The sequence below is a fragment of the Pseudoxanthomonas sp. J35 genome, assembly GCF_000513995.1.
Taxonomy (GTDB): domain Bacteria; phylum Pseudomonadota; class Gammaproteobacteria; order Xanthomonadales; family Xanthomonadaceae; genus Pseudoxanthomonas.
The window spans coordinates 122,734-135,520 of sequence record NZ_AZVB01000008.1; the positions used below are offsets into that span (position 1 = coordinate 122,734).

The 12,787-nt window shown below is 65.3% G+C and carries 12 protein-coding genes and 3 pseudogenes; 3 read left to right on the forward strand and 12 right to left on the reverse strand.

All coding sequences use genetic code 11. From position 1 onward, the window contains the following. Positions 1–2 precede the first annotated feature (2 nt). Positions 3–359 (reverse strand): mercuric transporter MerT family protein, encoded by a 357-nt coding sequence (locus tag PSEJ35_RS0106805; RefSeq protein ID WP_017355168.1) that lies wholly within the window; start codon positions 357–359, stop codon positions 3–5. Positions 360–400: 41 nt separating this feature from the next. Between PSEJ35_RS0106805 and PSEJ35_RS16910 the strand changes: the two genes are divergently transcribed. Continuing rightward, positions 401–826, forward strand: a complete 426-nt coding sequence (locus tag PSEJ35_RS16910; protein WP_043766636.1) for a MerR family transcriptional regulator — start codon at positions 401–403, stop codon at positions 824–826. Between the two features lie 40 nt (positions 827–866). Here the strand turns inward: PSEJ35_RS16910 and PSEJ35_RS15650 are convergent. From PSEJ35_RS15650 to PSEJ35_RS0106845, 7 genes and pseudogenes are all read right to left on the reverse strand, one after another. Further along, positions 867–1,141, reverse strand: a pseudogene (locus PSEJ35_RS15650) (transposase); the annotation flags it as partial. Positions 1,142–1,156: 15 nt separating this feature from the next. Next, positions 1,157–2,312, reverse strand: a pseudogene (locus tag PSEJ35_RS15655) (IS3 family transposase). A gap of 265 nt (positions 2,313–2,577) precedes the next feature. After that, entirely contained in the window at positions 2,578–5,760 is a 3,183-nt protein-coding gene (locus PSEJ35_RS0106825; RefSeq protein ID WP_028917133.1) for a CusA/CzcA family heavy metal efflux RND transporter, read from the reverse strand. An 8-nt stretch (positions 5,761–5,768) separates the two neighbouring features. Further along, positions 5,769–6,581, reverse strand: a pseudogene (locus PSEJ35_RS15660) (efflux RND transporter periplasmic adaptor subunit); the annotation flags it as partial. A gap of 137 nt (positions 6,582–6,718) precedes the next feature. Beyond that, complete coding sequence (locus PSEJ35_RS0106835; protein WP_028917134.1) at positions 6,719–7,996, reverse strand: TolC family protein; 1,278 nt, start codon at positions 7,994–7,996, stop codon at positions 6,719–6,721. 53 nt (positions 7,997–8,049) lie between these two features. Continuing rightward, positions 8,050–8,409, reverse strand: a complete 360-nt coding sequence (locus PSEJ35_RS0106840) for a DUF2946 family protein (RefSeq protein WP_028917135.1) — start codon at positions 8,407–8,409, stop codon at positions 8,050–8,052. Beyond that, positions 8,406–9,023, reverse strand: a complete 618-nt coding sequence (locus PSEJ35_RS0106845; protein WP_024867892.1) for a cation transporter — start codon at positions 9,021–9,023, stop codon at positions 8,406–8,408. Before PSEJ35_RS0106845 ends, PSEJ35_RS0106840 begins: the two co-directional genes overlap by 4 nt. Before the next feature lie 90 nt (positions 9,024–9,113). Here PSEJ35_RS0106845 and PSEJ35_RS0106850 point away from each other — a divergent pair, with 90 nt between their 5' ends. Further along, entirely contained in the window at positions 9,114–9,545 is a 432-nt protein-coding gene (locus tag PSEJ35_RS0106850) for a helix-turn-helix domain-containing protein (RefSeq protein WP_024867893.1), read from the forward strand. A gap of 258 nt (positions 9,546–9,803) precedes the next feature. On the opposite strand, the gene PSEJ35_RS17195 is transcribed toward PSEJ35_RS0106850, so the two are convergent. The 3 genes from PSEJ35_RS17195 to PSEJ35_RS0106865 are packed head-to-tail and all read right to left on the reverse strand — an operon-like array spanning position 9,804 to position 10,820. After that, a complete protein-coding gene (locus PSEJ35_RS17195; RefSeq protein WP_156924750.1) occupies positions 9,804–10,040 on the reverse strand; it encodes a hypothetical protein in 237 nt (78 codons plus the stop codon). Then, a complete protein-coding gene (locus PSEJ35_RS17200; RefSeq protein ID WP_156924751.1) occupies positions 10,018–10,437 on the reverse strand; it encodes a hypothetical protein in 420 nt (139 codons plus the stop codon). Before PSEJ35_RS17200 ends, PSEJ35_RS17195 begins: the two co-directional genes overlap by 23 nt. A gap of 56 nt (positions 10,438–10,493) precedes the next feature. Further along, complete coding sequence (locus tag PSEJ35_RS0106865) at positions 10,494–10,820, reverse strand: helix-turn-helix transcriptional regulator (protein WP_028917136.1); 327 nt, start codon at positions 10,818–10,820, stop codon at positions 10,494–10,496. Between the two features lie 102 nt (positions 10,821–10,922). On the opposite strand from PSEJ35_RS0106865, the gene PSEJ35_RS0106870 reads away from it, so the two are divergent. Then, positions 10,923–11,252, forward strand: coding sequence for a hypothetical protein (locus tag PSEJ35_RS0106870; RefSeq protein ID WP_028917137.1), 330 nt, complete (start codon positions 10,923–10,925; stop codon positions 11,250–11,252). Between the two features lie 40 nt (positions 11,253–11,292). On the opposite strand, the gene PSEJ35_RS0106875 is transcribed toward PSEJ35_RS0106870, so the two are convergent. Next, entirely contained in the window at positions 11,293–12,297 is a 1,005-nt protein-coding gene (locus PSEJ35_RS0106875) for a hypothetical protein (protein WP_232207596.1), read from the reverse strand. Positions 12,298–12,787: the final 490 nt, after the last annotated feature.

Genomic DNA, 12,787 nt, shown 5'->3' on the forward strand with positions numbered 1-12,787 from the left:
TCCTACAGAATCCAGACGATGTAATAGGGAAACAGCAGCAACAGGACGATGAGGGCTGTCGCCAACCAGAGCCAACGTCGCCTGCGTCGCAGAGCGTCCGGGGCGATGCAACTGCCATCCACACCGCACCGTGCCGCCGGTCGATACAGCATCCAAAACGCCACGGCCAAGGACAGTACGGCGGCGGCGCTGAACCAGGGCCTCAAGGGATCGAGAGCTGTCAGGGTGCCGATCCAGGCGCCACTGATGCCCAGCAGGACCAGCACCAGCGGCACGACGCAGCAGACCGATGCGCCAATGGCGGCGATGCTCGCGCCAACGATGGCTGGAACAGACGATTTGGCCGGGGTTGTTTGCATCAGAGTATACTAGCCTCTGTACCTAGCTACGGAGTCAAGCCGTGCGTCCGAACACGTTTACGATCAGCCGGCTGGCGGCGGCGGCCGATGTGCACGTCGAAACCGTGCGCTACTACCAGCGACGTAGGCTGCTGCGTCAACCCGAGCGACCCATAGGAGGCGTGCGTCGTTACGACGAAAACGATGTCAATCGGCTTCAGTTCATCCGGCGCGCTCAGATGATGGGATTCAGCCTCGACGAGATCGCTGGCCTGCTAGAGATCACAGGCGAACGTTCTTGCGAGCAGACCCGTCAGCTGACCGAGCGAAAGCTCGTCGATGTCCGTCTACGAATCCGCGAGCTGCGACAGCTGGAGAGGGATCTCGAACAGAAGATAGCGCGGTGCGCCCAAGTGCCGGCGGGAGAGTGCTGCCCAACCCTCGATTTTCTGGAGCGGCCAAGAAAGCCAGCTGCGACAGGCAGTTAGCTCACTTTCGGCCCGTTTTTACACGAATCCCTGCCGACCCTCTCATGGCTTGAACCGGCGGTCGAGCTCCGCCTGGGCAAAATACGCTGACGCCTTGCGCAGGATCTCGTTGGCCTGGCGCAGCTCGCGTACTTCCCGCTCCAACGCCTTTATCCGCGCCTGCTCGTCGGTAGTCGGCCCGCTGCGCAAGCCGCGGTCACGCTCGGCCTGACGGACCCAGCGACGCAGCGACTCGGGCGTGCACCCTACCTTGCCTGCGATCGAGACAATCGCCGCCCACTGCGATCGGTGCTCGCCCTGATGCTCCAGCACCATCCGTACCGCGGGGTTCTACCCCGAAATCACGGACGGCTGTAAAAGAGCTGACAGCTTCCGGTCTTTCCTGGCCACCCTGCGCCGCATCCTCGGGTTGTGGAACCGCTCGATGTATTCGAACACATCAGCCCTGGCGGCATCGGGTGTCGGATACGTCATGCGGTGGACCCGCTCGCGCTTGAGCAGGCCGAAGAAGCCTTCGCACGCCGCGTTGTCACCGCAATGGCCCACCGCGCTCATCGAGCACACCAGTTCGTTGGCCGCCAGGTAACGCTGGTAGTCGCCGCTCCGGAACTGGCTGCCGCGATCGGAATGCAGGATCACCGGGTCGCTGCCCTGACGCTGCCAGACCGCCATCTGCACGGCCCGGATCACCATCTGCCGATCCTGCCGATGGTGCATCGACCAGCCCACCACGCGCTGGTCGAACAGGTCCAGCACGATGCACAGGCACAGCTTGCCCTGCCGGTCTTGAGTTCGGTGATGTCGGTGACCCACTTGGTCTCCGGCTCCAGCGCAGTGAAGTCCCGTTCGAGCAGGTTGCGCACGCCCGGCGGCGTCAGCGCGGGCCGGCCACGCTGCCCACGCCGCTTCGGCCGCGGCCAGCCCTGCAGGCCATCTTCAGCCATCAGGCGCGCCACCCGGTTCAGGCTGACGGGTTCGCCGGCATCGGCCAGATCTTCCTGCATCCGACCGGCGCCCAGCGTGCCCCGGCTGTCTTCATGCAGCTCACGGATGCGGTCGAGCAAGCGCTCGTTGTCGAGCTGGCGGGTGCTTGGCAGGCGCTTGCTCCAGTCGTAGTAACCACTGGCCGAGACCCGCAGGCAGCGGCACATCAGCCGAACCGGGAACTCATCGCGGCAACGTTCGATCGCCTGATACCTCAGGACGATCCCTTGGCAAAGAACGTCGCCGCTTCTCTTAAAAAATCCCGCTCCTTCTTCACCCGGGCCAGCTCGCGCTTCAGGCGGGCGAGTTCCTCATCCCGGGGCGTGCCGGTGCCGCCGAAGGCCACCTTGCCTTGGCTCTGGGCCTCTCGCTTCCAGCGGGTCAGCAGCGTGTCCCGGATCCCCAGCTCCCGTGCCACCTGAGCGCAGCTGACGCCCGGCTGGCTCGCCTGCTCAACCGCGCCACGCTTGAACTCTGCACTGAACTTCCTTCGCTTCGACATGAACACTCCTCATGGCCTCGATCGGCCTTCTCGTAAGTGTCCGTGAAAACGGGGGTGAACCCTCGGTGGCCATGTGAGCCGCGTCGGACAGCAGCGCCAAGCTGTTGGTGACGAGGCCACCCACCACCTCGGCGACCAGGAAGGCGGCGGTGAGTCCGAAGGCCCACCACAACGGTTTCTCATGCTGGACTTCGCCCAGCCCGTGATCGTGTCCTGCACCCATGTCTTGTGCTCCTAAGTGGCCGCAGCCTGCATGAAGTTTCGATCAAGCGTTCGCAGCCCGCGGTGAACCCTCCGCCTGCCGATGCAGCCAGCGATACAACGCCGGCAGCACGAGCAGCGTCAGCAATGTCGAGGACACGATGCCGCCGATCACGACCGTCGCCAGCGGGCGCTGCACTTCCGAACCTGCGCCTACGTTGAGCGCCATCGGCAGGAAACCCAGCGAAGCCACCAGCGCGGTCATCAGCACCGGCCGCAACCGGCCCAGCGCGCCGTCGCGGACCGCGTTCTCGAGCGGATCGCCTTGCTCGCGCAGGCGACGGATGAAGGCGATCATGACCAGACCATTGAGCACCGCCACGCCGGACAAGGCGATGAAGCCGACGCCGGCGGAAATCGACAACGGAATCCCGCGCAAGGCCAGTGCGATGACGCCGCCGGTCAGCGCCAGTGGCACGCCGCTGAACACGATCGCCGCGTCCTTGGCCGAGCCGAAGGCCATGAAGAGCAACGCGAAAATGAGCGCCAGCGTGACCGGCACGACCACTGCCAGGCGCTGGCTCGCGGAGATCAACTGCTCGAACGTGCCGCCGTAGTCGATCCAGTAGCCCTCGGGCAGCTTCACATCGCGACCGATGCGTGTGCGCAGTTCCGCGACGAAACCGCCCAGGTCGCGTTCGCGCACGTTGGCGGTGATCACCACCCGGCGCTTGCCGTTCTCGCGGTTGATCTGGTTCGGTCCGCGCTGGATCTGTACCTCGGCCACTTCGCGCAGCGGTACCGTGCGCGGACCGCCGCTGCGCCAGGCGGCTTCGCGGCTGGATTCGTCAGCGTTCGCGCTCTCGGGCAGCGGGATCGGCAAGTCCGCCAACACCGCCGGATCCTGGCGCAGCGACTCCGGCAAACGCACGACCAGCGCGAAGCGGCGATCGCCCTCGAACAGCTGGCCAGCGACCTCGCCGCCAATGGCCGTAGCAACGGTGTCCTGCACGTCGCCCGGGTTGAGGCCGTAGCGCGCCAGTGCGACGGGGTCCGGCGTCACGGCGAGCAGTGGCAATCCCGTGACCTGTTCGGCTTTCACGTCCTCTGCACCGGGCACTTGGCGCATCACGCGCTCGACCCGCGCGGCCAGTCGCGCCAGCTGACCGAGATCGTCGCCGTAGACCTTTACCGCCACGTCCGAGCGCACGCCGGAGATGAGCTCGTTGGTGCGCATCTGGATCGGCTGGGTGAACTCGTAGTTGCTGCCCGGGATCTCGCGGGCCGCGGTTTCCAGTTCCTCGATCAGTTCCGCCTTGGGCTTGCGCGGGTCCGGCCACTGGTCGCGCGGCTTGAGCATCAGGAAGGTGTCGGCCATCGACGGCGGCATCGGATCGGTGGCCACCTCGGCGGTGCCGATTTTGGAGAACACATTGGCCACTTCTGGGAACTGGGCCAGACGCTTCTCCAACGTCTCCTGCATCGCCACCGACTGCTCCAGACTGGTGCCTGGGATGCGCATCGCCTGCACGGTGATGTCGCCTTCGTCCAGGCTCGGCACGAACTCCGAGCCGAGACGCGTGGCCAATAGTCCGCAGGCGACCACCAGCAGCGCGGCGCCGGCCAGCACTGCGACGCGGTGATGCAACGCCCAGTCCAGCAATGGCGTGTAGCAGGCCCTCGACCGGCGCATCAGCCAGTTGTCGTGCTCCGCCACACGGCCGCGCAGGAAGGTCGCAATCGCCGCTGGCACGAAGGTCAGCGACAGCATCATCGCGCCGGTCAACGCCAGCACCACGGTGATCGCCATCGGATGGAACATTTTTCCTTCCACGCCCGAGAGCGCGAAGATCGGCAGATATACCGCGGCGATGATGCCCAAGCCGAACAGGCTGGGCCGGATCACTTCTGCGGTCGCCGAGGCGGTCAGGTCGAAACGCTCCTCGTCGTTGAGATCGCGGCCGAGTGCGTGCTGCGCTTCACCGAAGCGGCGCAGGCAGTTCTCGATGATGATCACGGCGCCGTCGACGATGAGTCCGAAATCGAGCGCGCCCAGGCTCATCAGGTTGCCCGACACGCCGCCGCGCACCATGCCGATGATGGTGAACAGCATCGCCAGCGGAATCACCGCGGCGGTGATCAGCGACGCACGAACATTCCCCAATAGCAGGAACAACACCAGGACTACCAGTAACGCGCCCTCGATCAGGTTCTTGGCGACGGTGCCGATGGTGCGGTCGACCAGCGCGGTACGGTCATAGACCGCCTTGGCACGTACGCCTGCCGGCAGGCTGGCATTGGCGGCCTCCAGCTTCTCGGCCGCGGCACGGGACACCTCGCGGCTGTTGGCGCCGAACAGCATGAAGGCGGTGCCGACCACGACCTCGTGACCGTTCTGCGTAGCTGCGCCGGTGCGCAGTTCCTTGCCTTCGCCGACCGTGGCGACATCGCGCACCCGAATCGGCACGCCTTCGCGCCGGTCCAGCACGATATTGCGGATCGCTTCCAGGTCCGCCAGTTGCCCAGGCACGCGCACCAGAAATTGCTGGCCGTTGCGCTCGATGTAGCCCGCGCCGATGTTCTGGTTGTTGCGAGCGATCGCCTGCACTACGTCATGCAGGGTGAACCCCAACGCGACCAGTTGAGCCGGATCGGGCGTGATGTGGATCTGCCGCTCGAAGCCGCCGATGGTATTGACCTCGGTGACGCCGGGCGTGTTGCGCAGCTGCGGGCGGATCACCCAGTCCTGCAGGGTGCGCAGGTCGGTGGCCGTATACGGGGTTCCGTCCGGCTTGCGGGCATTCGGCTCAGCCTCCACGGTGTACATGAAGATCTCGCCAAGCCCCGTGGAGATCGGCCCCATCTCCGGGTCCAGGCCTTCGGGCAGTTGCGAGGCGATCTGCTGCAGCCGCTCGGCGACCTGTTGCCGGGCGAAGTACAGGTCCGTGCCGTCCGCAAAGACCACGGTGACCTGCGAGAGTCCGTAACGCGACAGCGAACGGGTGTAATCCAGCTTGGGCAGGCCGGCCATTGCCGTTTCGATCGGGAACGTGACGCGTTGTTCGGCTTCCAGCGGCGAGTAGCCCGGCGCCTGGGTATTGATCTGGACCTGTACGTTGGTGATGTCGGGCGTGGCATCGATCGGCAGATGCCGATAGCTCCATACGCCCAGCGCGATCAGCGCGACGGTGAGCACCAGCATCAGCCAGCGATGGCGGATGGAGAAGCGAATGAGGCGTTCGAGCATGGCGGGCCTCAGTGGTCTTCTTCAACGGTGGACTTTTCGATGTCCGCCTTGACCAGGAAGCTTTGCGCCACGACCACGCGCTCACCCGCCTTGAGCCCATCCAGTACTTCCACGCGCTCCGCATCACGGCGGCCCAGCTTCACTGGCCGGACGCGGTAGGTGTCGCCCTGCTGCACGTAGACCACGTCCTGGTCCTCGGCGGTCTGCAAGGCGGTGACGGGCACAACCAGCTTCGCCGGCGCTTGGTCCACGGTGACGCGGGCCTTTACCGCCGAGCCCGGACGCCACAGGCCATCGAGGTTGCGAATCGTTGCGCGCGCCACGGTGCTCTGGCTGGCGGTCGCAGTGCCCGGCAGCACGCGTTCGAGCGTCGTTTCGGCAGTAAGTCCGTCGCTCAAGCGCGTGACCCGCACCGGCACGCCAGCCGTGATGTGCTGAGCATCCGCACCGAAGATGTGCAGGTCCACCCATAGTTCCGACAGGTCCGCGATCTCGTACAGCGCCGCGCTTTCGCTGGCCACCGTGCCGATCGATGCATTACGAGCGAGCACGACGCCGGAGATTGGCGCGGGGACCGTGTAAGTCGTGAGGCTAAGGTTGCTTTCGATGGTGGCCAACGGCTGCCCCGCACGCACGCGATCACCCACGTTGGCACGCAGTGAACGGATCGGACCGGGAAAGCGCGCCATGACCTTGGCGACGCGGCCTTCGACCGGTGTGAGCAGGCCCTGGACTTCGTGCTCGTCGGCGATGATGCCGGCTGCCGCCGGTGCGACACGAATGCCGGCGTCCTGGGCGACTTTCGCCGCGATGGTGGTGCGGTCGGGCGCCTCCTCGTGGCCTTCCTCTGCGGCGTGTGCTTCGCCTTCTTCGTGATCGGTTTCGTTGGACGGCTTCGCGCCGCCGCATGCGCTCAACAGAACGGCCAGCGTCAGTGCGCTGATCCAGTGTGTCCACTTCATGGGGTACCTCCCTGCGTCGCCTGTGCCGGTGCTGCCACGAACGGCGCACCGGTCAGGCGCTGGATTTCGATAAGGGCGCGCTGGGCTTCCAGCGCGGCGTCGAGTTGCTGTTTGCGGGCTGCGGTGCGTTCCGACTGCAGCTGCGCCCATTCCAGGTAGCTGATGGCGCCGGCGCGGTAGGCGCGTTCCGCCGCGGCTTCGGCTTTGGCGAGCTTGGGCAGCACGTCGGTGCCCAGCCGGTCCACCTCCAGCTGTGCCGTGAGGTAGCGCCCGTGCGCTTCGGCCAGTGTCGAATACAGCGACAGCCCCTTGGACTCGCGTTCGATCTCCAGCGCGGTGAGTTCGGCCTCGGCCACGCGGATCTCCGGCTGCGCGCGGCGACTCGCGCCCAGCGGCATCGACACACTGCCCACGAGGGCCAAGTCGTCTGTTGACTGCAACCTGCGGATGCCGACTTCCCAATCCAGATCCGCCTTGGCATCGGCACGCGCGAGTTGCAGGCGCGCCTCACGGATACGGCGCTCACCGACGAACTGCGCAAGCTCGGGCGTCTGTTCCAGCAAGCTCGCCAGGGTGGCAAACGCAGGCACCTCGGGCAGGACCGTCGGGTCGCCAGCCACCGCGTCGAAGGTGGGTGATCGCTCGCCCCACAGGGCGGCCAGGTGCTGCCGCGCCGCCGCATGGCGTTGCTCGGCACGGGCACGATCCAACTCCGCTCGGGCCAGGGCCGCCTGCGCGGTCAGCACGACCGACTCGGGCGAAGCGCCGGCCTGCAGCCGTTGCCGCGCTCCGGCGACGGTACGTTGCCGCTGGGCAATGTCGAGCTCGGCGATCTCGCGCTGGCGTTGCGCGGCGACCATCGCCAAGTAGCGACGCGCGACTTCCGCCAGCAGGTCGAGGCGCCGGGCCTCGCGCTCGACCGCCAGGGCATCGATGCGACTTTGCGCCAGCGTGCGACGCGCATCGAGCTTGCCGCCACGCTCCAGCACCGACGCCAGGGTCAGGGTCAGCTCCGCGCCGCTCAGGCCACTCGCCTCGCCGGTGCCGAAAGCGTTCTCGACGCTGGCGCCGGCGACCAGTGGGGGGCGCAGGGTTGCGCGGCCCAGTTCGGCGGCGAGCACGTTGTGTCGCGCCCCGAGCAGGCGCAGATCGGGATGGGATTCGGCGACGCGCGCAAATGCGTCGTCCAGGGAGAGTCGATCAGCCGCGTTCGCCGGCCATGCAATGGCGGACACGGCGACCAGTGCGGCGAACGCCGCAAGTCGCACAGACATGGAAACACTCCAATCGGAAAGGGCCAGAAGCCGGCATCAGCGCCGGTGGGGCGTCAGGCCGAGATCGGAGGTCGGAAGGGGGCGAGCCATCGCCCGCTAGGCACAAGGCGCGAGTCCGTCAGGTTCGTGGGTTCGCTGTGACTGATCCGGGGCAGCACCAGCGGTGCAGCGGGTGTAGGCACCACATGCCCGCAGCAGTGAGCCAAGTGGTGCATGACGTGCAGCGTGCCGGCGGCATTGCCCTCTTCATCGGGCGCTCCGGTTTCGCTGATGTCGTGCACGCTCGCGGCGCCGTGCGACAGCTCGTGCAATTCGCTCACCGAGCCCAGCACCGGCTGCAGGACCACGCTCAACGCCAATGCCGCCAGCATCAGCCAGCGACAGAGGGACAGCGGGGGACGACGCGAGGTCATGCAGAGGGCGATTTCGATTCGGCGCGGGCACGGCGGGCATCGCCGAGGATCTCGATGGCTTCCTTGATCACGTACAGGCCGATCAGGGTGCCGATGACGTAATCCGGGTACGGGGTGGCGAGCCAGAGTACCAATACACCGGCCAGGATGACGCCGATGTTGGCCACCACGTCGGCGCGGGTGAACAGCCAGGTGGCACGCAGGTGGACCTCGCCCGCCTTCAGCGGGGCAAGCAGGCGCAGGACGGTGACGTTGACCGCAAGCGACAGCAGCGCGGTGCCGATCATCCAGCCGCTGAGCGGCTCGGCGCCATAGACGACGCGCCGGCCCACCTCCACCAGCACGCCGATACCGAGCACGAGCAGCACGCTGCCACTGAGCCAGGCCGCGTTCGCCTTGAAGCGGGCGGTGCGCCCAATGGCCACCAGGCCGATCGCGTAGGCGGTGGCGTCGGACAGCATGTCCAGGGCGTCGGCCAGCAGGCCGGTCGACTGGGCGATCCAGCCGGCAAGGCCGCCGATCACCGCCATGGCGGCGTTGAGCACCAGGGCGATGCGCAGTACGCGCCGCTCCTGTGCGTTCTTTGCCTCATGGTGGCAGCCGCAATCGCTCATCGGGGTCCTCGTCGAACAGATGCCACCCGGCCAGGGTGGCGGCGGAATGCGGCGAAGGATAAAGTCTGTAGTAGCTACGGAGTCAAGCACGTGAAGATCAGCGAAGCGGCCGCCGCCAGTGGCTGCCACCTGGAGACCATCCGCTACTACGAGCGCTCGGGCCTGGTGTCGCCGCCCAAGCGCACGCACAGCGGCTATCGCTCCTACACCCCCGCCGATGTCGACCGGCTGCGCTTCATCAGCCGAGGGCGCGAGCTGGGCTTCAGCCTGGAGGAGATCCGCAGCCTGCTGCGCCTGGACGACGACCCCACCATGTCGTGCCGCGACGTCGACGCCATGGCCCGCACCCATCTGGCCGATATCCAGGGGCGCATCGCAGAGTTGCAGCGTATGGCGTCGGAACTGGAACGGGTCATTGCCGACTGCGCCGGCGGCGAGCGCGGAACGTGCACCATCCTGGGGGCACTGCGCCGGCCGGGCAGCGCCCAGGTTTCATGTCCGGAACCGGGGTGCCGCTCATGAGCCTCGAACGGTATCTGGAGGCCGCCGGACGCAAAAACACGCAGCGCAGGCGAACTTGTCGGCTGCTAGCCACGATAACGGCCCCTAATCGCGCATAGCTGCTTCACCTGGAAGATGGCCGATGCGATACATCGGCCACACCAAGCAGGCCTGCAGTTCACCGCAAGCTTGATGCGCACATCAGGTTCTTGGCTGGCCGACGGCGATGGGCGGCTGATGGCTAGGCACGTTGCTGATCAACAACGAATTCTGCCAGCACTAGCCCTCGCTCAGGATCATTCCGCCATCTTGTGCCCATTTGACGTTCTTCAGCTCGCCCTCAACGTGCTTGGCGACCTCGGACTTGACGGCGTCGATACTTGACAGCGGCTCAGTTTCGATCCGCTTGGCGCCCTTTAGGTATACCACCCCGACCCAACGGCCACCGTCTACCGGATGCAGATGAAGCTCGTTTGCCGCATTGGACACGGAATCAGTCAAACCCTGGCTGCTCATCTTCCACCTTCTCATTTCGCGGCATGGGGCCGGGCCAAAGCCCTCGCTCGAACGCAGGATTCAGGAACTGGGACAAAGCTTCGATCTGCTCGCCAGACAATGAAGCACGCACTTCCTTGGCTATGCGGGCGTGCTGCTGTTCCGGTAGTTCTTGTGGCGCACCAGCGTCGTCCGCATCCGGCTGACCGGTTCCGGCACGCTGCAGCGGCATCGCTGCGCGAGCCAGGTCGTCCAGCAGGAGATGAAACACCTCGTCCTCTACTCGGCACTCCGCAAGGACACGTTCGCGGATGTAGTCGGCGAGTGATCGGCCTTCCATGCGGGCGGACTCGACGAGCTTGCGCTTCTCCTCGGAGGTAAAAGCGACCTTCACCGATGCGTTCCGGACGTCAGGCATTCACGTCTCCCGAGTCACCGTCCGAATGGACGGCGCGCACACCGTCAGTTCGGCCGTTACTTGCTTGTGGCAGTTGACTGCTCGACCTGCTTCACCAGATCGCGCTTCTGCGTCTTGCTGAGATCGTTCCAGCGCAGCAGCAGCTTGGCCAGCATCTCGTCCTCGGTATACAGGAACGCGGCAGGGACATTCAAGGCTTCCGCAAGCTTCTTCGCCATCTCGGCGCGGGGCTCGTGCACGCCGCGTTCGTACTGGTTGACGCGAGGGCTCGCCACTTCAGGCTCCATACCGGCCAGAACGCCAAGCTGAGCCTGGGAAAGACCCGCACGACTACGTGCTTCGGCCAGTCTCTGGGCAAAGATTGGACGCGTGGTGTCGGACACTGTGCCCCCTACGGTTGGAACCATAGGATGGCGCAAGCGTCCACGCTTTCACACTAAGATATCCTTAGTGTCCGGTCAAGTCTTCAAGGATCCAACTGCTCCATGGGCCTCTACCTGGTCGCACCTGAGCACGGCATAGCCCTCGAGGTCCCGATCTCGGAGTCGGACGAGCGCGCCCTCCTTCGTCAATGGGCCCGGTTGCGAGAGGCTGCCGCGCGCGAGCGATTCAACGTCAGGCTTGGCAAGCACTTGACCAGCGCACTGTCTGAAGCCTTGGACTGGGATATCAAGGCACCAACTGATGCCCAGATGGCGCTGGCGGCGGTGCTCGCCCAAAAGCTAGCGACGGATGTCCCGCCCGGGGCATTGTCCTCCCGCTTGGAGATGTCACTCTTCATCGACAAAGCGTCCGCTCGCCTCCGCGACGGCTGACCGGTGCGCCCGCTGGTGCTTTTGTGGCTCTCGTTCCGGCTCATCGAATGTGGTCGGGAGGCAGGCGCACGCATTGACCGGATGCGAGTACTGAGGCACCCCAATCGCATCTCGCGTTGTTCTCTGCGATGAAAGCGGACAGGCGCGGCTGAACCGCGTCCGATGGCATGAGCGTCCTGAGACGCGGCCCCAGGCCATACAGAAGATCAAAGCCGAAGTCGAGCTGCAGTAACCGTCGCAGCTGCCGAGTATTGCCCACCAGGGAGAAACCTGGCCGACCACGCATGTGAAGGTTCAACGCTGTCCGTCTGAGCCATTCTGATTGTGACTGGAGCATATTTCGGTCCAGGTCCATCTCGAACTCCTCCCCGGCAGCCATCGGGAAGATGTATCGGATAAAGAACTCGAACAGCTCGACCGAAATGAACTTAAGCGGGCTTGCAACTGCCGCCATCAGCAAGGTTCGATGCAGTGATCGACCAATCGTGAAGGCTCTCGATCTATCGCCATTCACATAGGCGTCCTGCAACAACACCACGGTAGCCGCCAACGACTGCAGCCCCGCTTGTCCTTCCAGGCTCCTCAACGACGTGCCCAATGCTTTTCGAAGAACGTAGCGTCCTTTTGCCAACTCCCGCTGGTCGAACACGGCAGTCTGGATACCAGGCCCAAGGGCTCGCAGAAGGGTGTCTCCATTGCCCTTCGGTGCTTTGCTGATGTCCAGGGCACACCAGGCGGGGCTCATAAGCGGCTCATCCGATCCGGGGAGCTTCTCCGCGCACGCCCGTACCGTTTCGGCTCCCGGGAGGTGCAGCCCACCGGCGTACTTCGCCCAGAGGTTGTTGTGGTGAAACCCGTCCTTGTAGGTCTGCGGCTGAAGCAGGCGACCGAGGCCGTATGCCGTTTCGCAACCTGATTGCGCGCGCAACTCCTCGAACCACAGGCCAACTCTGAGCACATCGAGCGCCCTGCGTGCAGAGTCCGGCTGTCCAGCATCTGCACGCCGAATCAGCTGCTTCAGACGTGTATCGCCGTAGGATTTCAAGCGATTCAATGGCTTAGGCTCGCAGGAGAGGTGGCGCAATAGAGTAACGACGGCCTTCGTCGTTCCTTGTGGGCCCAAATCCTAGCAACCGTTACGCTACGTGCGTGACCTGCCATGACAAGCCAGCGGATCCGCTCGCCGACGCCTTGCAGCAAGACTTGCTGCACCGGTATGGGCCTGTAATTGGTCAAGACGAGCTGCGTCAGGCGCTGGGCTACGCCTCCGGAGACGGCTTTCGCCAGGCGTTGGCACGGGGCCTGGTCCCGGTCCCTGTCTTCGCCATCCCACACCGGCGGGGGAAGTACGCGCTCACCAAGGACGTTGCCTCATGGCTTGCCGGGCTGAGGCGCCGAGCGACTCCTCCGGCGGCCGCATGAGCCCGAAAGGAGCGCGAGCCGGGCGACACGGGGCCCGCATCAGGAAGTACCGAGAGATTTCCCGGCACGAACGGACGCGTGCGGATCATCCGGGGCAAGGGAACGAACAGAGA

Bases quoted from the DNA above. Each gene is read 5' to 3' on its own strand.
- PSEJ35_RS0106805 (WP_017355168.1), bottom strand. From the start codon at position 359: ATGCAAACAACCCCGGCCAAATCGTCTGTTCCAGCCATCGTTGGCGCG.
- PSEJ35_RS0106825 (WP_028917133.1), bottom strand. From the start codon at position 5,760: ATGCTCGAACGCCTCATTCGCTTCTCCATCCGCCATCGCTGGCTGATG.
- PSEJ35_RS0106835 (WP_028917134.1), bottom strand. From the start codon at position 7,996: ATGTCTGTGCGACTTGCGGCGTTCGCCGCACTGGTCGCCGTGTCCGCC.
- PSEJ35_RS0106840 (WP_028917135.1), bottom strand. From the start codon at position 8,409: ATGACCTCGCGTCGTCCCCCGCTGTCCCTCTGTCGCTGGCTGATGCTG.
- PSEJ35_RS0106845 (WP_024867892.1), bottom strand. From the start codon at position 9,023: ATGAGCGATTGCGGCTGCCACCATGAGGCAAAGAACGCACAGGAGCGG.
- PSEJ35_RS17195 (WP_156924750.1), bottom strand. From the start codon at position 10,040: ATGAGCAGCCAGGGTTTGACTGATTCCGTGTCCAATGCGGCAAACGAG.
- PSEJ35_RS17200 (WP_156924751.1), bottom strand. From the start codon at position 10,437: ATGCCTGACGTCCGGAACGCATCGGTGAAGGTCGCTTTTACCTCCGAG.
- PSEJ35_RS0106870 (WP_028917137.1), top strand. From the start codon at position 10,923: ATGGGCCTCTACCTGGTCGCACCTGAGCACGGCATAGCCCTCGAGGTC.